This window comes from Streptomyces tubercidicus (assembly GCF_027497495.1).
Lineage (GTDB): Bacteria > Actinomycetota > Actinomycetes > Streptomycetales > Streptomycetaceae > Streptomyces > Streptomyces tubercidicus.
The window spans coordinates 4035283-4053413 of the sequence record NZ_CP114205.1; the positions used below are offsets into that span (position 1 = coordinate 4035283).

General features: G+C 68.1%; 14 protein-coding genes. 10 read left to right on the forward strand and 4 right to left on the reverse strand.

The window, feature by feature from the left end:
• The first annotated feature begins 22 nt into the window (after positions 1-22).
• The 3 genes from STRTU_RS17540 to STRTU_RS17550 all read left to right on the forward strand — a co-directional run bounded on the left by STRTU_RS17540 (position 23) and on the right by STRTU_RS17550 (position 3161).
• Positions 23-1105, forward strand: a complete 1083-nt coding sequence (locus STRTU_RS17540) for an inositol-3-phosphate synthase (RefSeq protein WP_159744435.1) — start codon at positions 23-25, stop codon at positions 1103-1105.
• Positions 1106-1183: 78 nt separating this feature from the next.
• A complete protein-coding gene (locus STRTU_RS17545) occupies positions 1184-2443 on the forward strand; it encodes an MFS transporter (protein WP_159744437.1) in 1260 nt (419 codons plus the stop codon).
• 112 nt (positions 2444-2555) lie between these two features.
• On the forward strand, positions 2556-3161 hold the full coding sequence (locus STRTU_RS17550; protein WP_174878880.1) for an LppU/SCO3897 family protein: 606 nt from the start codon (positions 2556-2558) through the stop codon (positions 3159-3161).
• 82 nt (positions 3162-3243) lie between these two features.
• On the opposite strand, the gene STRTU_RS17555 is transcribed toward STRTU_RS17550, so the two are convergent.
• A complete protein-coding gene (locus tag STRTU_RS17555; protein WP_159744440.1) occupies positions 3244-4719 on the reverse strand; it encodes a CCA tRNA nucleotidyltransferase in 1476 nt (491 codons plus the stop codon).
• Between the two features lie 249 nt (positions 4720-4968).
• Between STRTU_RS17555 and STRTU_RS17560 the strand changes: the two genes are divergently transcribed.
• From STRTU_RS17560 to trxA, 7 genes are all read left to right on the forward strand, one after another.
• The gene (locus STRTU_RS17560; RefSeq protein WP_159744442.1) at positions 4969-7224 is read left to right on the forward strand and encodes a DUF6049 family protein; all 2256 of its coding nucleotides are present in this window, start codon (positions 4969-4971) and stop codon (positions 7222-7224) included.
• Positions 7225-7270: 46 nt separating this feature from the next.
• Positions 7271-9271 carry a murein biosynthesis integral membrane protein MurJ gene (gene murJ / locus STRTU_RS17565; RefSeq protein WP_159744444.1) on the forward strand — a complete coding sequence of 667 codons (2001 nt, stop codon included), beginning with the start codon at positions 7271-7273 and terminating at the stop codon, positions 9269-9271.
• A gap of 107 nt (positions 9272-9378) precedes the next feature.
• Complete coding sequence (locus tag STRTU_RS17570) at positions 9379-11091, forward strand: protein kinase family protein (RefSeq protein ID WP_159744446.1); 1713 nt, start codon at positions 9379-9381, stop codon at positions 11089-11091.
• A 512-nt stretch (positions 11092-11603) separates the two neighbouring features.
• Positions 11604-12287: an RNA polymerase sigma factor SigM gene (gene sigM, locus STRTU_RS17575; RefSeq protein WP_159744448.1), complete on the forward strand. Its 684-nt coding sequence runs from the start codon at positions 11604-11606 to the stop codon at positions 12285-12287.
• Positions 12284-13231: a hypothetical protein gene (locus tag STRTU_RS17580; protein ID WP_159744450.1), complete on the forward strand. Its 948-nt coding sequence runs from the start codon at positions 12284-12286 to the stop codon at positions 13229-13231. Before sigM ends, STRTU_RS17580 begins: the two co-directional genes overlap by 4 nt.
• Before the next feature lie 114 nt (positions 13232-13345).
• Positions 13346-14320, forward strand: a complete 975-nt coding sequence (gene trxB, locus STRTU_RS17585; protein ID WP_159744452.1) for a thioredoxin-disulfide reductase — start codon at positions 13346-13348, stop codon at positions 14318-14320.
• Between the two features lie 46 nt (positions 14321-14366).
• On the forward strand, positions 14367-14693 hold the full coding sequence (gene trxA, locus STRTU_RS17590) for a thioredoxin (protein WP_159744454.1): 327 nt from the start codon (positions 14367-14369) through the stop codon (positions 14691-14693).
• An 83-nt stretch (positions 14694-14776) separates the two neighbouring features.
• On the opposite strand, the gene STRTU_RS17595 is transcribed toward trxA, so the two are convergent.
• From STRTU_RS17595 to STRTU_RS17605, 3 genes are all read right to left on the reverse strand, one after another.
• Complete coding sequence (locus tag STRTU_RS17595; RefSeq protein ID WP_030075726.1) at positions 14777-15394, reverse strand: GNAT family N-acetyltransferase; 618 nt, start codon at positions 15392-15394, stop codon at positions 14777-14779.
• Positions 15395-15702: 308 nt separating this feature from the next.
• Entirely contained in the window at positions 15703-16800 is a 1098-nt protein-coding gene (locus STRTU_RS17600; protein ID WP_159744456.1) for a ParB/RepB/Spo0J family partition protein, read from the reverse strand.
• Complete coding sequence (locus STRTU_RS17605; RefSeq protein ID WP_159747029.1) at positions 16797-17867, reverse strand: AAA family ATPase; 1071 nt, start codon at positions 17865-17867, stop codon at positions 16797-16799. The genes STRTU_RS17600 and STRTU_RS17605 overlap by 4 nt, the downstream gene beginning before the upstream one ends.
• Positions 17868-18131 lie beyond the last annotated feature (264 nt).

The window sequence follows — 18131 nt, forward strand, 5'->3', positions numbered from 1 at the left end:
GAGAACACAGGGAGCAACCGGAATGGGTTCGGTTCGCGTAGCCATCGTCGGCGTGGGCAACTGCGCCGCCTCGCTGGTACAGGGCGTCGAGTACTACAAGGACGCCGACCCGAAGAGCCGTGTGCCCGGCCTCATGCACGTGCAGTTCGGCGACTACCACGTGCGTGACATCGAGTTCGTGGCGGCCTTCGACGTCGACGCCAAGAAGGTCGGGCTCGACCTCGCGGATGCCATCGGCGCCAGCGAGAACAACACCATCAAGATCTGCGACGTGCCGAACGCCGGCGTGCAGGTCCAGCGCGGTCACACCCACGACGGCCTGGGCAAGTACTACCGCCAGACCATCGAGGAGTCCCCCGAGACCCCGGTCGACGTCGTCCAGGTCCTCAAGGACACCCAGGCCGATGTGCTGGTCTGCTACCTCCCGGTCGGCTCCGAGGACGCCGCGAAGTACTACGCCCAGTGCGCCATCGACGCCAAGGTCGCGTTCGTCAACGCCCTCCCGGTCTTCATCGCCGGCACCAAGGAGTGGGCGGACAAGTTCGCCGAGGCCGGTGTCCCGATCGTCGGTGACGACATCAAGTCGCAGGTCGGCGCCACCATCACGCACCGTGTGATGGCCAAGCTCTTCGAGGACCGGGGCGTCATCCTGGACCGCACGATGCAGCTCAACGTCGGCGGCAACATGGACTTCAAGAACATGCTGGAGCGCGAGCGCCTGGAGTCCAAGAAGATCTCCAAGACCCAGGCCGTCACCTCCCAGATCCGGGACCGTGAGCTGGGTGAGGACAACGTCCACATCGGCCCCTCGGACTTCGTGGCCTGGCTGGACGACCGCAAGTGGGCCTATGTCCGCCTTGAGGGCCGCGCCTTCGGTGACGTCCCGCTGAACCTGGAGTACAAGCTGGAGGTCTGGGACTCCCCGAACTCCGCGGGTGTCATCATCGACGCCCTGCGCGCCGCGAAGATCGCCAAGGACCGCGGCATCGGTGGCCCGATCCTCTCCGCCTCCTCGTACTTCATGAAGTCGCCGCCGGTGCAGTACTTCGACGACGAGGCACGGGTGAACGTCGAGAAGTTCATCAACGGCGACGTCGAGCGCTGAGCCGCTCGACGCACGCCCCTTCCGCAGGCCCCCGGGTGTTCCGCCCGGGGGCCTGCGGGCTGTGTGAGGCTGTGCCTCATGCATGCTGTGCGCGCCCTTCGCGTATTACTCCGGCTACGCGACTTCCGTTCGCTCCTCGCCGCACGGCTCCTGTCCCAGGCGGCCGACGGAGTGTTCCAGGTCGCGCTCGCCGCCTTCGTCGTCTTCTCGCCCGAGAAGCAGACATCGCCCGCGGCCATCGCCTCCGCCATGGCGGTCCTGCTGCTGCCGTACTCCCTCCTCGGACCGTTCACCGGCGTGCTGCTCGACCGCTGGCGGCGCCGTCAGGTCCTGCTGTACGGCAATCTGCTGCGCGCCCTGCTGTCCCTGGCCACCGCGACGCTGATCGTGTCGCAGGCCCCCGACTGGCTCTTCTATGCCTCGGCGCTCTCCGTGACCGCCGTGAACCGCTTCGTCCTGGCCGGGCTCTCGGCCGCCCTCCCGCGCGTGGTCGACGGTCAGGAGCAGCTGGTCATGGCCAACTCCCTTACCCCTACCGCCGGCACGCTCGCCGCGACGGCGGGCGGCGGGCTCGCCTTCGCGGTCCGGCTGGCCGGTTCGGATGTGGACGCCTTCGTCGTGCTGCTCGCCGCGGGCTTCTACTTCTGTTCGGCCCTGACCGCTCTGCGGATGGGCCCACAGCTGCTCGGCCCCGACCCCGCACGCCTCCAACCCCACCTGCGAGAAGCCCTGTTGAGCACCGTGCGCGGGCTGCGGGAAGGGCTGCGCCATCTCGCCGAGCGGCGCACCCCGGCCCACGCACTCATCGCGATGGCCTTGATGCGTTTCTGCTACGGGGCGCTGACGGTGATGGTGCTGATGTTGTGCCGGTACTCCTGGGCCGAGACCGAGTCCGAGGGCCTGGCGCTGCTCGGGATCACCGTCGGAGTCTCCGGAGCGGGGTTCTTCTCGGCCGCCCTCGTCACTCCCTGGGCGGTCGCGCGATTCACCGCGTTCGGCTGGATCGCGGGCTGTGCGGCACTGAGCGCGGTGCTGCTGCCTTCCCTCGGGCTGTTCTTCACGCCGGGTCCCATGCTGGCCGCCGCGTTCGTACTCGGTCTCAGCACCCAAGGCACCAAGATCTCCACCGACACGATCGTCCAGTCGACGGTCGATGACGCCTTCCGCGGCCGGTCCTTCGCCCTCTACGACGTGCTCTTCAATGTCGCCTTCGTGGGAGCTGCCGCGGTCGCGGCCCTCATGCTGCCTCCTGACGGACGGTCCGCCACCCTGCTCGGCGTGGTGACCGTGCTCTACGCGCTGATCGCCATGGCCGCGGTCCGCTCGGCGCGCGGTTAGGCGACGTCCCCTCGCCGCGGAGCACCCCTGGTCCCTGCGGCGGGGCGTACGGGGACCGGGTACCTTACGGGCGTTCAGCACGAGCCTGTACACATCAATATCGGGGGAACCCATGACCACGCCTCAGGGCCAGAATCCGTACGGCCAGGCACCTTACGCACCACCGCCCTACGGGCAAGCGCCCTACGGACAGCCGTCGTACGGCCAGGGTCCGTATCCGCAGCCGCCGCAAGCACCGCAGGCCCCCTATGGCCAGCCCCAGGGCTACGCCTACCCGCCGCAGCCGCAGGCTCCGTACGGACAGCAGCCGCCGCCGGGTTACCCGATGGCTCCCCAGCCGCAGCAGCCCGCCATGCACGGCGGGGCTCCCATGCCTCCGCCGCAGCCGGCCAAACGCCGATCCCCCAAGGCGGTCCTGAAGGCCATCGGGCTCGTCATCGCGGTGATCGTCTTCGCGGTCTTCTGGATCACCAGCCTGGACGATGCGGAGAACGCCGAGGCCGGCGACTGTGTGCAGAAGTCCAGCAGCTCACTCGACGACGGCCTCAAGGTGGTGGACTGCGGTGCCTCGGAAGCCCAGTACAAGGTGAGCACCGTGCACAACGACACCTCGGACCCGACGGTGTGCTCCCAGGGAGAGTCGGCCTACGTCAAGAGCGTGCACCGCCGGAAGCGTGCCGACACCAACATGGTGCTCTGCCTGACCCCGGTGAAGTAGCGCACGCCCCGGAAGACAAAGGAGCGGTGTTTCACGTGAAACACCGCTCCTTGTTTCACGTGAAACACCGCCGGTTTCTCGCTCAGCTCTGAGCGGCCCACCATTCCTTCAGCGCAGCGACCGCCGCCTCCCGCTCCATGGGCCCGTGCTCCAGCCGGATCTCCAGCATCTGCTGGTACGCCTTGCCGACCTCGGGCCCCGGGCGAATGCCCAGAATCTGCATGATGTCGTTGCCGTCCAGGTCCGGGCGGATCGCTTCCAGCTCTTCCTGTTCCTGCAGCCGCGCGATGCGCTCCTCAAGCCCGTCATAAGCGCGCGACAGGGCACCGGCCTTGCGCTTGTTGCGGGTGGTGCAGTCCGAGCGCGTCAGCTTGTGCAGCCGCTCCAGCTGCGGACCGGCGTCCCGCACATACCGACGGACCGCGGAGTCCGTCCACTCTCCGGTCCCATAGCCATGGAAGCGCAGATGCAGCTCCACCAGCCGTGAGACGTCTTTGACCAAGTCATTGGAGTACTTCAGAGCGGTCATCCGCTTCTTGGTCATCTTCGCGCCCACCACCTCGTGGTGGTGGAAGGAGACCCGGCCGTCCTGCTCGAAGCGCCGCGTGCGGGGCTTGCCGATGTCGTGGAGGAGGGCCGCCAGCCGCAGCACGAGATCGGGCCCGTTCTCCTCAAGGTCGATCGCCTGCTCCAGCACCGTCAGCGAGTGCTCGTAGACGTCCTTGTGGCGGTGATGCTCGTCACTTTCCAGCCGCAGTGCGGGCAGCTCGGGCAGCACATGGCCGGCCAGGCCCGATTCGACGAGCAGCCGCAGCCCCTCGCGCGGGTGCGGTGCCAGGATCAGCTTGTTCAGCTCGTCCCGTACGCGCTCCGCGGAGACGATCTCGATGCGGTCCGACATCGCCTTCATCGCGGCGAAGACCTCAGGGTCCACCTCGAAGTCCAGCTGGGCGGCGAAACGGGCTGCGCGCATCATCCGCAGCGGATCATCGGAGAACGACTCCTCCGGCGTCCCCGGGGTCCGCAGCACCCGCGCCGCCAGGTCCTCCAGACCGTCGTGCGGGTCGACGAACTCCTTCTGCGGGAGCAGCACGGCCATGGCGTTCACCGTGAAGTCCCGGCGCACCAGATCCTGCTCGATGGAGTCGCCGTACGACACCTCGGGCTTGCGGGAGGTGCGGTCGTACGCCTCGGACCGGTAGGTCGTGACCTCGATGTCGAAGGAGTCCTTCTTGCAGCCGACCGTGCCGAAGGCGATGCCGACCTCCCAGACCGCGTCCGCCCACGGCCGGACGATCTTCAGAACGTCCTCGGGGCGGGCATCGGTGGTGAAGTCCAGGTCATTGCCGAGCCGCCCCAGCAGCGCATCCCGGACCGAGCCGCCGACCAGGGCAAGTGTGAACCCGGCCTCCTGGAATCGACGGGCCAGGTCATCCGCGACGGGGGACACCCGCAGCAGCTCGCTCACGGCGCGGCGCTGGACATGGTTCAGCTCGTTCGTCGACTGCGGGGTCCGCTCGGCGATCGGGGCGGGGAGGTCATTGTTGGCGTTCGGCACAACAAAACAGGGTACGTGGCCGCGCAGCGCGAGGCGTCACGTAATAAAGGGGTCAGGCCGGGCGCCCGGCTCTCCGCACCGCGATCATGTGGAGCAGTCCGAGGCACTCCGGCACGCCGGGCCTCGTTACCATTCGTGGACGCACATTCCGACGACCGCTGACGACGAAGAGGGACGGACGAGCGCGTGGCCGAGGCGGCAGGGTTCCAGGGGACTGAACGGCCGCGTGGTCGATGGCTGCGAAGGACCGTGACACTGCTCACCGGAGTGCTCCTGCTCGTGGGGCTGCTCCAGGCTCCGCACGCATCCACCGCCCAGGCGGCCCCGACCGGCTCCCGCACGGTCGATGTGACCATCGACTCGATGTCCCCGTCCGCTCCCTCCAAGGGCGGCTCGGTCACCGTCTCCGGGACGCTGACCAACGACGGCCGCAGCACGATCACCGACGCGCATGTCGGAATGCACCGCGGGGACGCGCTCGGCGGCCGTAGCTCCATCGACAATGTGTCCCGTCGCACCGGCTACCTGCCCGGCGCGGACGGCGAGGAGATCAAGGGGAGCGCGAAGAAGGTCGGCAAGCTGGAGCCCGGCGTCAGCCGCCCCTTCACCCTCAGCGTGCCGGTCAAGGATCTCGATCTCGATGAGAACGGGGTGTACCAGCTCGGTGTCTCCGTGTCGGGGCGCTCACCGGCCTCGTCCTACAGCCAGGTCCTCGGATTCGACCGGACGCTGCTGCCCTGGCAGGAAGCCGATGCCACGAAGAAGACGCAGCTCACGTACATGTGGCCGCTGATCTCCTCCACCCATCTCACTGCCGAGACCGACGCCGACGCCCAGCAGACCCCGGTCTTCCGCAACGACGACCTCGCGGCCGAGCTCGCGCCGGGCGGCCGGCTGCAGCAGATGGTGTCGCTCTCCAAGAACCTGCCGGTGACCTTTGTCATCGACCCCGACCTGCTCGCGACCGTCGACGCGATGACCAAGTCGTACCGGGTCAACGGCCCGGACGGGCCCATGGGCAAGAACCAGGCGGTCGCCAAGCAGTGGCTGCACGAACTCGAAGAGGCGGCCCAGACGCATGAGGTCGTCGCGCTGCCCTTCGCCGACCCCGACCTCGCATCGCTCGCCCACCACGGCAAGCACGTGCCCAGCGCGCTCAGCCACCTCGGCCCGGCCACCGAGCTGGCCGAGACGACCGTGGACACGATCCTCGGCGTGAAGCCGCGCACGGACTTCGCCTGGCCGGTCGACGGTGCGATCGACTCCTCCGTCGTGGATGTCGCGACCTCGGCCGGTGCGCACAAGGTGATCACCCGCAGCGACAGCCTGCGGGAGACCGGGGGGCTGTCCTACACCCCGACGGCGGCCCGCCCCATCGGCGGCGGCAACACCGCCGTCGTCGCGGATGCGCAGCTCTCCCGGGCCTTCGAAGGCGATATGTCGAAGGCCGGAAAATCGGCCCACGCGGTCCAGGACTTCCTCGCCCAGACCCAGATGATCAACCTGGAGGACCCCGGCCGCCAGCGCAGCATCGTCGTGGCACCCCAGCGCATGCCGTCGGTCAGCCAGGCCCACGCCATGGCCACCGCGCTGCGGACACTGGAGGACTCCGGGCGCTGGAGCCAGCCGCTGACCCTCGGCAGGGCGGCCAAGGCCAAGCCCGACCGCTCGGCCACCCGCCGGGTCCCGAGCGGCGCCGCCTACCCGTCCTCGCTGCGCCGGCAGGAGCTCCCCACCACCGCCTTCCGGCAGATCCAGGGCACCCAGGCCGCACTGGACGACTACCAGGTGATCCTGGCCCAGCCGGAGCGGGTCGTGACCCCGTTCGGCAGCGCCATAATGCGGGAGATGTCGACGGAGTGGCGTGGCAATGCCGCCGGTGCCGCGGGGTTCCGGCACTCCGTACGCAGCTACCTCGACGGTCTGACCAAGAAGGTGCGCCTGATCCAGAAGTCGGGGGCGACGCTCTCCGGGCGCAGCGCCACGATTCCGGTGACGGTCCAGAACAACCTGGTCCAGGGCGTCAAGGACATGACGCTGAAGCTGACCTCGTCCCAGCCCAACCGTCTGGACGCGGGCAAGGCGCAGCAGATCACGGTGGACGGCGGCCACAGCCAGTCGTTCAAGTTCACCACCACGGCGAACGCCAACGGCCGGGCCTGGGTGACCGCCCAGCTCTACACGGCGGACGGAAAGCCCTACGGTGACCCCATGACGTTCCAGGTGAACGTCACGGAGATCACCGCCACCGTGATGCTGGTCATCGCCGGCGGTGTGCTGCTGCTCGTCCTCGCCGGGGTGCGGATCTATCTCCAGCGGAAGCGGGCTGCCGACCGGCGCGAGGAGAACGGCTCCGACGGCGACGGGCCCGATGACGACACAGGTACGGACGGCGGCAACGGCGGCACGGACGGCGACGAGCCCGAGCAGCCGAGTGACCCCACGCCGGACACCGGATCGGAAAGCTCCGACCCGTCCGGCTCAGGTGAGAAAGTGGACCGTTGATAGATGGCGGGGCCGGACGGCCGGCGACGGATGAGGTGGGGCAGCGATGAATGCGCCGTATGACGGTGACCGGGGCCGGGGCGCCAGTGGCGACCCCACGGGCCCGGTCCCTCCGACGCCCCCGTCGCCGGAACCGCAGGGGCCGGCCCACCACGCCCCGTACAGCGACTCCGACACGGCGACCCTGTTCCTGGGCCTCAACAGCCTGATGACCCAGGCCGCCGGCGAACGCCCGGAGTCCGATGCCTTCGCGCATCTCTACCGGGACCAGCGGCATTACGAGCCCCAGCAGTCCGCTCCGGTGCCTCCGGGTCCCGCGACGGCCGGTGCGGCGCCCGGCGCGGACGCCGTGCCGCAACAGCCCGCGCCGGCGCCGGAGCCCGCCCCCGTGGCGGCGGCCGGCAAGCCCTCCGGTGGCCGGGGCGGCGGCCTGTTCAAGTCCAGCGCGGTGATGGCCGCCGGCACGATGGTGTCGCGTCTCACGGGCTTCGTCCGCTCGGCACTGATCGTCGCGGCGCTCGGCGGTGCGGTGCTCGGTGACTCCTGGCAGGTCGCCTACCAACTTCCGACGATGATCTTCATCCTGACCATCGGCGGCGGCCTGAACTCCGTCTTCGTCCCGCAGCTGGTCCGCGCGATGAAGGAGGACGACGACGGCGGCGAGGCCTACGCCAACCGGCTGCTGACCCTGGTCATGGTGGTCCTCGGCGTGCTGACGATCCTGTCGGTCGTCGCGGCGCCACTGCTGGTGAAGCTGGTCTCCTTCGACATCTCCCGCGACCCGGCGGCCAACGAAGTCGCCGTCGCGTTCACCCGCTATTGCGTACCCACGATCTTCTTCATGGGTCTGCATGTCGTGATGGGGCAGATCCTCAACGCCCGCGGCCGCTTCGGCGCGATGATGTGGACCCCGGTCCTCAACAACATCGTCATGATCGCCACCTTCGGCCTGTTCATCTGGGTCTACGGCACGGCGGAGACCTCGCACATCGGCGTCACCACCATCCCCGACGAGGGCATCCGGCTCCTGGGCATCGGCACCCTCCTCGGGCTCGTCGTCCAGGCGCTGGCGATGATCCCCTACCTGCGCGACGCCGACTTCAGGCTCCGGCCCCGCTTCGACTGGCGCGGCCACGGCCTGGGCAAGGCCGCCAAGCTCGCCAAGTGGACGGTGCTGTTCGTACTCGCCAACCAGGCGGGCGTCCTCGTCGTCACCCAGCTCTCCACCTGGGCCGGCAACACCGCCAACGACCAGGGACACCCGGGCACCGGCTTCATCTCGTACGCCAGCGCACAGCTGATCTGGAACATGCCGCAGGCGATCATCACCGTCTCCGTGATGGCGGCGCTGCTGCCGCGGCTGGCGCGGTCCGCCCACGACGGTGACACCGGAGCCGTCCGCGACGACATCTCGCAGGGCCTGCGCACCTCCGCCGTCGCCATCGTCCCGATCTCGTTCGGCTTTCTCTCCCTCGGCATCCCGCTGTGCACGCTGGTCTACGGCTCGTCCGGCGCCGGCATCCCGATGGGCTACATGCTGATGGCCTTCGGTGTGGGCCTGATCCCGTTCTCGGTGCAGTACGTCGTCCTGCGCGCCTTCTACGCGTACGAGGACACCCGCACGCCCTTCTACAACACGGTGATCGTCGCCGCCGTCAACGCCGCGGCCTCCGGCCTCTGCTTCCTGGTGCTGCCCGCCCGCTGGGCCGTGGTCGGCATGGCGGCCTCCTACGGCCTGGCGTACATCATCGGCGTCGGGGTGGCCTGGCGCCGGCTGAGCAGGCGCATGGACGGCGATCTCGACACCGCCCATGTCGTCCGGACCTACGCACGGCTGGCCGGCGCCAGCATCCCGGCGACGATTGTCTCGGGGGCGGCGGTGTACGGGATCATGCAGACGCTCGGCAGCGGGTTCCTCGGGTCGATCACCGCGCTGATCGCCGGTATTGCCGCACTTCTGGCCGTGTTCTACGTGGCCGCACGCAAAATGCGCATCCAGGAACTGAACGCCCTGGTCGGCATGGTCCGGTCGAAGCTTGGACGTTAGTTGAGCACAACCATCGACTGCCACCGTGTGTCGTGCATAGTGGCGGACTGTGGGCACAATTGTCTTGGCTCAGTGAGCCTGCAACGGATGGGGAGGCAGGAACGACGGTGGCGGAACGGAGCACGGCTGCCGTCGACGTGGCTGACACGAGCGGTGAGGAACCGCTGACCGCCAAGGCGGGTAAGGCCACGGACGACGGTGCTAAGGCCGAGAAGGTATCCGGCAGGGAAGAGAACGCCGCAGGCACCGAAGAGGAGCGTGCCGAGGCGATCGAAGCCCAGCCACCGGAGCTACACAGCGGCCACAAGCTTGCCAGACGCTACCGCCTCGAAGAGTGCGTCACCCGTCTGGACGGATTCAGCAGCTGGCGTGCGGTCGACGAGAAGCTGCGCCGCGCCGTCGGCGTGCACATCCTGCCCGCCGACCACCCCAGAGCCCGGCCGGTGCTGTCGGCCGCCCGCTCATCGGCGCTGCTCGGCGACCCCCGGTTCGTCCAGGTCCTGGACGCCGTCGAGGAGAACGACCTCGTCTACGTCGTCCACGAGTGGCTGCCGGACGCCACCGAGCTCACCACGGTCCTCGCCAACGGTCCGCTGGAGCCGCACGACGCCTACCAGCTCGTCAGCCAGGTCTCCCAGGCCATGGCCGCCGCGCACCGCGAGGGTCTCTCGCATCTGCGGATCACGCCCGGCTCGGTGCTGCGTACGGAGTCCGGGCAGTACCGGATCCGCGGCCTGGCCGTCATGGCGGCGCTGCGCGGTATCACCTGCGAATCCCCGCAGCGCGCGGATACCGAGGCGATCGGTGCGCTGCTCTACGCCGCGCTCACCCAGCGCTGGCCGTACGAGAACGACGCCCACGGCCTCACCGGCCTGCCCAAGGGCGTCGGGCTGATCGCGCCCGACCAGGTGCGGGCCGGCGTTCATCGGGGGCTGTCCGAGCTGGCCATGCGCGCGCTGATCAACGATGGCGCCACGGCCTCCCGGCAGGAGCAGCCGTGCACCACCCCGGAGGAGCTGGCCAAGGCTGTCGCGGCCATGCCCCGTATCCGGCCGCCGGAGACCGCCTTCTCCACGCCTCCGCCGTACCAGCGCACGGGCTTCCAGCAGGGCAGCTACCGGCAGCCCTCGGCACACAGCGCACAGGCGGGCCTGGCGACGCAGGCCGTCCCCACTCCGCCGCCCCCGCTGCAGAGCCGTACCGGCCGGGCCCTGAAGTGGTCCGTCTCCGCGCTGCTCATCGCGGCGCTGGGGCTGGGCAGCTGGCAGCTGGCGGACACCCTGCTGAAGCGGGAGAGCGACCAGGACGCCCCGGGGAACTCACACTCAGCCGGCGGTCCGAAGAAGCCCACAGGAAAGGCCCTCTCGCTCAAGGGCGCCACCGAGTTCTCGCCCCTGGCCAAGCCTTTCTCGGAGGATCAAGCTCACAATGTCACGGACGGCGATCCGAGTACTGCCTGGGTGACCGGACGGTTCAAGGGCTGGCCCAACTTCGGAAACCTGCCGCCGCGCGCAGATGGCAGCGGAATCATCATTGATCTCGGGAGCGCCAAGGACATCTCCGGGATACAGGTCACCATGTATCGGCCGGACCAGACCGTAGAAGTCCGCGCAGCGGCGTCCTCCGCAGCGAATCCGACGACGCTCGATGATTTCTCACAGCGCCTTTCCAAGCCGGAAAGGGCCGGCGACAAGCTGGATGTGAAGCTCGATCAGTCGGTGAAGTCTCGTTATGTCCTGGTCCACATCACAAAGCTCTCCTCTGATGGAGAATCGGATTGGTACCGGGGCGGCATTTCCGACATCAAAATCTTCGGCTGACACCTCAGCATGAACTCAGCGCACCGGGCACCCGTAGGGGACCGGCCGCAGGACGTGGAGGTTCGGCGGCGACTGCGGCAAGTACGTCGTCGCCCAGCACACTGAGGGGCGCAAGTAGCCCATAAGGCGCGATGGCCTGCTGACGAATCAGCAGGCCATCGCGCCTCTTTCGGACAACTCCAGCCTTTTCGCGGCGCAACTCGGCCCGGCCAAGCGATCACACCCGTCGGCGGCCAACCCACTCTCAAGGTCACAGCGACACCTGTGCAGCGCTTCCCTGAGAAGCAACAGCATCGACGCATCATTTGGCGTTCTCGGGCAAGAAGGTCATGCGTCTGCGAGTCGATGAGCTCCTAGTGGCTCTCGACACACCTGCCTACGATGAACAGTGACGCACTGTTGCTGCGAGTCAGGAGACACGTACGTCAAGTAGCAGCAGGTTGTTGATCTTTACGCCGATGTCCTGCAGGGGGCAAGATTTCCAGGAGTCGGCGCTAAGTGAGGGGGTATGGGTGGGTCCGCTAGAGGCTTCTAGTGATCAAGACCTCATCGCTCGCCATGTCGATGGTGACCCCGAGGCGTTCGGGGAGATCGTCCGGCGGCACCGCGACCGGCTCTGGGCGGTGGCCCTGCGCACCCTCGGTGATCGCGAGGAAGCCGCCGATGCCGTGCAGGACGCCCTGGTCTCGGCCTATCGCGCCGCCCATACCTTCCGTGGCCAGTCCGCCGTGACCACCTGGCTGCACCGCATCACGGTCAATGCCTGTCTGGACCGAGCCCGCAAAGCCGCTTCCCGGCGCACCTCGCCCGTCGCCGAGACCGAACGACTGGAGCAGCTGCTCGAACCCGAGGAGTCCGCCGAAGCGCCCGCCGAGCGCCAGGATCTGCACCGGGAGCTGCTCAGCGCCCTGCGCACCCTTCCCGAGGAACAGCGTGCCGCGCTCGTCCTCGTCGATATGCAGGGCTACCCCGTCGCGGAGGCCGCGTCGATCCTCGATGTCCCGACCGGAACGGTGAAAAGCCGCTGTGCACGGGGCCGGGCACGGCTCCTCCCCTTGGTCACCCATCTGCGCGCCGACAACGGGGATAGCAATCCCGTGAGCGGGGGAAGGAACCGGGCGCAGGGGACATCCGTCCCACCGACGGCAGGACCGAAGGACACAGGTGCCGTGAAGGGCGGAGGTGGGCGAACGTGACGTCGACGACCGGCACGGGTGAGCACCCCACAGGTGAGCACCCGGAGGTCTCCGAGATCTCCGAACTCACGGACGGGCTGCTTTCCCCCTCGCGCTCCGCGGAACTGCGCGACCATCTCGCCACCTGCGCACTGTGTGACGACGTGTACGCGTCCCTGGAGGAAATCCGGTCACTGCTCGGCACGCTCCCCGGCCCGCTGCGGATGCCGGCCGATGTCGCCGGTCGCATCGATGCCGCCCTCGCCGCCGAAGCGCTGCTGAACTCCACCACTCCTGTCGCCACGGCTCATGTTTCACGTGAAACAGCCACCGTCCCTGTCGTCGTTTCACGTGAATCCGACGAAGAGGCGTCCCGTCGAGGGACACCGCCCACCCGGCCCGCCGGACGCCCCCGGGGCTCCTCGGGACCGGGACGCCAGACGCCTGGTGGCCGCGCGTCCCGTGCCCGGCGCTGGCCGCGGATTCTGCTCGGCACCGCGGCGGCCGCGGCGGTCTTCAGCCTCGGCGGCCTGCTCATCCAGAACGCCACCTTCGATGGCGGCCAGTCGAACCATCAGGACCGAGCCACCGCCACCCCCGAGAAGAAGACGGGCGGTGCGGACACCCTGACCGCAGCCAGCCTCGCCTCACATGTCCACGATCTGCTGGCGTCCAAGGGGTCGCACAAGTCCCCCGACATCGGCACTCGCAGCTCCCCCGACACTCCGCTGCGCGGCAGCGCGGACACCCTTCCGTCCTGCGTCCGCAATGGCATCGCACGTCCGGAGCGCCCGCTGGCGACCAGCCACACCCGCTACCAGGGCAAGGACGCCTATCTCGTGGTGCTGCCGGATCCGGCCGATCCCCAGCGCGTCACTGCGTATGTCATCGCTTCCTCGTGTGTCTCCGCCACACCGCCGGCTCCCGGAAAGGTTCTGCTGTCGCACTCGTTCCAGCGAGACTGAGCGACGAGAAGTGCGCTGTGCCACTCCGGGAATGCTGGCCCCTTAGGATCCGTTGGGTGGGGTGAGAGAACCGAGAGCCCCAGCAAGCAGTCGGCAGAGACAAGGAAGACACCCGTGAGCGACGTCCGCAACGTGATCATCATCGGCTCCGGGCCCGCGGGCTACACCGCAGCGCTCTACACGGCCCGCGCGTCCCTGAAGCCGCTGGTCTTCGAAGGTGCCGTCACCGCCGGAGGCGCACTGATGAACACCACCGACGTGGAGAACTTCCCCGGTTTCCGCGACGGCATCATGGGGCCGGACCTCATGGACAACATGCGCGCCCAGGCGGAGCGCTTCGGCGCCGAGCTGGTGCCGGACGACATTGTCGCGGTCGATCTCTCCGACGAGATCAAGACCGTCACCGACACCGCCGGCAATGTGCACCGGGCGAAGACCGTGATCGTCAGCACCGGCTCCCAGCACCGCAAGCTCGGCCTGCCCCGTGAGGACGAGCTCTCCGGTCGTGGCGTCTCCTGGTGCGCCACCTGCGACGGGTTCTTCTTCAAGGACCAGGACATTGCCGTCATCGGCGGAGGCGACACCGCGATGGAGGAGGCCACGTTCCTCTCCCGCTTCGCCAAGTCGGTCACGGTCGTCCACCGCCGTGACACCCTGCGGGCCAGCAAGGCGATGCAGGAGCGTGCGTTCGCCGACCCGAAGATCAAGTTTGTGTGGGACAGCGAGGTCGCCGAGATCCATGGCGAGAGCAAGCTCTCGGGTCTGACCCTGCGCAACCTCAAGACCGGCGAGACCTCCGAGCTCCCCGTCACCGGCCTCTTCATCGCGATCGGCCACGACCCGCGGACCGAGCTGTTCAAGGGCCAGCTGGCCCTCGACGACGACGGCTACCTCAAGGTCGACGCCCCCAGCACGCGTACCAACCTGAGCGGTGTCTTCGCCGCCGGCGATGTCGTCGACCACACCTACCGTCAGGCGATCACCGCGGCCGGCACGGGCTGCTCGTCCGCCCTCGACGCCGAGCGGTTCCTCGCTTCGCTGTCGGACGGCGAGTCGACGGCCGAGCCCGAGAAGACTCCCGCCGCCTGACCCGCGCACCCAGCTTTCCCACCACCCACCCAGTAAGGAGAATCCCATGGCCGGCGCCACGGTGACCGTCACGGACGACAACTTCGAAGAGGTCGTCCTCAAGAGCGACAAGCCCGTACTCGTGGACTTCTGGGCCACCTGGTGCGGCCCGTGCCGCCAGGTTGCCCCGTCCCTGGAGGCGATCGCCGCCGAGAACGACGGGATCGTCATCGCCAAGCTGAACACCGACGAGAACCCGGCCACCACCGCCAAGTACGGCGTCATGTCGATCCCGACCATGAACGTCTACCAGGGCGGCGAGGTCGTGAAGACCATCGTCGGTGCCAAGCCGAAGGCCGCGATCGAGCGCGACCTGGAAGACTTCCTCGGCTGAGTCCTCCCGCCACGTTTCACGGGAAACGGGCCCGCCCCCTCGTGGGGACGGGCCCGTTCTCTGTTTCACGGGAAACATCGGCTCTACAGCGGCCGCAGTGCGGGCTCCTTCTGGACGGCTCCCAGCAAGCGGTCGAGTGCCAGCTCCACATCTTCCTTCCACGAGATCGTGGTACGCAGCTCAAGGCGCAGCCGAGGAAAACGGGGGTGGGGACGCACGGTCTTGAAGCCCACCGCGAGCAGATGATCGGCGGGCAGCACACAGGCCGGCTCGCTCCAGCGGGCGTCTCCGAAGGCCTCGATGGCTTTGAAGCCACGCTGGATGAGGTCCTTGGCGACCGTCTGGACCATCACCCGCCCCAGCCCCTGACCTTGGTAGCCGGGAATCAGCCAGGCCGTCAGCAGCTGCACCGCATCTGGCGAGACCGGGCTGGTGGGGAACGCGGTGGAGCGTGGCACATACGCCGGCGGGGCGTACATCACAAACCCGACCGGCACCTCATCGACATAGACCACCCGCCCACAGGACCCCCACTCCAGCAGTACTGCCGAGATCCAGGCTTCCTTCTCCAGCTCAGGGCGACCCGCTTTTACCGCGGCCTCGCCGCTGACGGGGTCGAGCTCCCAGAAGACACAGGAGCGGCAGCGCTTGGGGAGGTCCGGAAGGTTGTCCAGCGTGAGCGGTACGAGCCGACGGCCCATGAACCCAGGTCCTCGCTTTCCTCGCCTGCCACACCTCGAAGCGCCGTCAGCGCCACCTGCTCTCTGAGCAGACCACCAACGAACCCTCCGACGGCTGCGAGACCGAATCCCGCTGCCAGCAGTCCGGTGCGGCTCACCGATCGCATGGCCCTCTCCTCGGTGTGAGATGTCTCCACATGGATGCGTGCCATACCCGAACGCATCGTATCCACCCTTTACGGGCGCGGGTACCGCAAGAGCGCAAAGGGCGGACCGTGTTCCGGTATGGGCTCCGGAACACGGCCCGCCCAGGAGCCGAGAGCGTCAGCTCACTCCTCTTCGTCGCTCTCCTCGGCCAGCGACTGGCCCAGGACGCGCCCCTCACCCGGGGCGAGCGTGCCGAGAATGCGCTCCAGATCGTCCATCGAGGCGAACTCAACGACGATCTTTCCCTTCTTCTGTCCCAGGTCGACCTTCACCCGGGTCTCGAAGCGGTCGGACAGCCGGGAGGCGAGACCCGTGAGCGCGGGGGACACCCGGGTGCCGGCACGGGGCCCCTTGGCCTTGCTCGCGCTCTGGGGGCTCGACCCCATGAGCGTCACAATCTCCTCGACGGAACGGACCGAGAGCCCCTCCGCCACGATCCGGCGCGCCAGGTGGTCCTGCTCTTCCGAGTCCTCCACGGAGAGCAGAGCACGAGCGTGTCCCGCGGAGAGCACCCCCGCGGCAAGCCGCTTCTGCACGGACGGCGAGAGCTTCAGCAGCCGCAACGTGTTGGAGACCTGCGGGCGCGAACGCCCGATGCGGTCGGCCAGCTCGTCATGCGTGCACTTGAAGTCCTTCAGCAACTGGTCGTAGGCGGCTGCCTCTTCCAGCGGGTTGAGCTGGGCCCGGTGGAGATTCTCCAGCAGCGCATCGAGCAGCAGCTTCTCATCGTCCGTGGCCCGCACGATCGCGGGAATCTTCTCCAGCCCGGCCTCACGGCATGCCCGCCAGCGGCGCTCACCCATGATGAGCTCATACCGCCCCGGACCCGTCTGGCGGACCACCACCGGCTGGAGCAGGCCCACCTCCTTGATGGAGGTGACCAGCTCGGCAAGCGCGTCCTCGTCGAAGACCTCGCGCGGCTGTCGCGGATTCGGCTTGATCGCGTCCAGCGGCACCTCGGCGAAGTGCGCGCCGGACACCTCCGAGACGCCCGCCGCCGATGCGTCCGTCGCGGCCGGTGCTTCCGTTTCACGTGAAACACCGTGCGTCGGCAGCGACGCCACCTTGGCGGCGGCCACTCCGCGCTCCGGGGCCAGGACCGGTACGGACGACGGTGACGTCGCTCCTTGTCCTGCCGGCCCGGCATGATCCGTGCTCTGCGGTGCCGCGGGGATCAGCGCACCGAGCCCACGGCCCAGGCCTCTACGTCGTTCACTCACTGATTCCCCTCCGAGATGCTGTGCTGTGCTTCATAGTTGACGCTGAGGCCCTGGCCCCCGGTCTGCGGGGCCCCACGCAAGGCGATCTCCCGGGCCGCTTCGAGATAGGAAAGCGAGCCGCTGGATCCCGGGTCATAGGTGAGCACCGTCTGCCCATAGCTGGGTGCCTCGGAGATGCGCACCGAGCGGGGGATGCTCGTACGGAGCACCTCATGGCCGAAGTGGCTGCGCACCTCATCGGCGACCTGGGATGCCAGCCGGGTGCGTCCGTCGTACATGGTGAGCAGAATCGTCGAGACATGGAGCTTGGGGTTGAGATGGCCCCGCACCAGATCGACGTTCCGGAGCAGCTGTCCCAGCCCCTCCAGCGCGTAGTACTCACACTGAATCGGGATCAGCACCTCGGCGCCGGCGACCAAAGCGTTGACCGTCAGCAGGCCAAGGGACGGCGGACAGTCGATGAAGATGTAGTCCAGCGGCTGTTCGTACGCCTTGATGGCACGGTCCAGTCGGCTCTCTCGTGCCACCAGCGAGACCAGCTCGATCTCGGCACCGGCCAGATCGATCGTGGCGGGCGCACAGAACAGGCCCTCCACATCCACGACCGGCTGCACCACATCGGAGAGCGGCTTGCTGTCCACCAGCACGTCGTAGATGGACGGCACTTCGGAATGATGGTCGATCCCCAGCGCCGTGGACGCATTGCCCTGGGGGTCGAGGTCGACCACCAGAACCCGGGCCCCGTGCAGGGCCAATGAGGCCGCCAGGTTCACCGTGGTCGTGGTCTTGCCGACCCCGCCCTTCTGGTTGGCAACCACCATGACCCGAGTCTGTTCAGGCCGGGGCAGCCCCTCACCCGCGCGGCCAAGTGCCTCCACCGCAAGCTGAGCTGCACGACCGATCGGGGTGTCGTCCATCGGGGGCGGCGTTTCACGTGAAACGTCGTCCCCGTACGACTCGCTACGGGGACCGGGGACCGGATCGGTCATCGGTCCCGCGATGTTGGCGTCGGACCGCAAGGATTCACTCTCCTCGACATCAGGCTCGCAATGTTCAGAGCCTGCCATGCTTTCGGTGCCGTGAACCAGTGAGGTCCGTTCTCCTGTGGACGAATCCACTTCTGTGGATACTTCGCTGACCCTTGTGGGTCTAGGGTCGCGCGGCGCGGCGGCCGCACGACCACGGTCGATGATCCCTTGCAGCAGAGAACGACGTTTCACGTGAAACACGATGCCAGCGTCGCGCCTGAATGAGCCGCGACACTCCGTCTTGTCTCGTTTTGATGGCATTTACGGAATTCGCTCGTCCCGCATTTCGCGGAACGGCATGCC

Coding starts and splice junctions, on each gene's coding strand:
- STRTU_RS17540 (WP_159744435.1), top strand. CDS start 23: ATGGGTTCGGTTCGCGTAGCCATCGTCGGCGTGGGCAACTGCGCCGCC.
- STRTU_RS17545 (WP_159744437.1), top strand. CDS start 1,184: ATGCATGCTGTGCGCGCCCTTCGCGTATTACTCCGGCTACGCGACTTC.
- STRTU_RS17550 (WP_174878880.1), top strand. CDS start 2,556: ATGACCACGCCTCAGGGCCAGAATCCGTACGGCCAGGCACCTTACGCA.
- murJ (WP_159744444.1), top strand. CDS start 7,271: ATGAATGCGCCGTATGACGGTGACCGGGGCCGGGGCGCCAGTGGCGAC.
- trxA (WP_159744454.1), top strand. CDS start 14,367: ATGGCCGGCGCCACGGTGACCGTCACGGACGACAACTTCGAAGAGGTC.
- STRTU_RS17595 (WP_030075726.1), bottom strand. CDS start 15,394: ATGGGCCGTCGGCTCGTACCGCTCACGCTGGACAACCTTCCGGACCTC.
- STRTU_RS17605 (WP_159747029.1), bottom strand. CDS start 17,867: ATGGCAGGCTCTGAACATTGCGAGCCTGATGTCGAGGAGAGTGAATCC.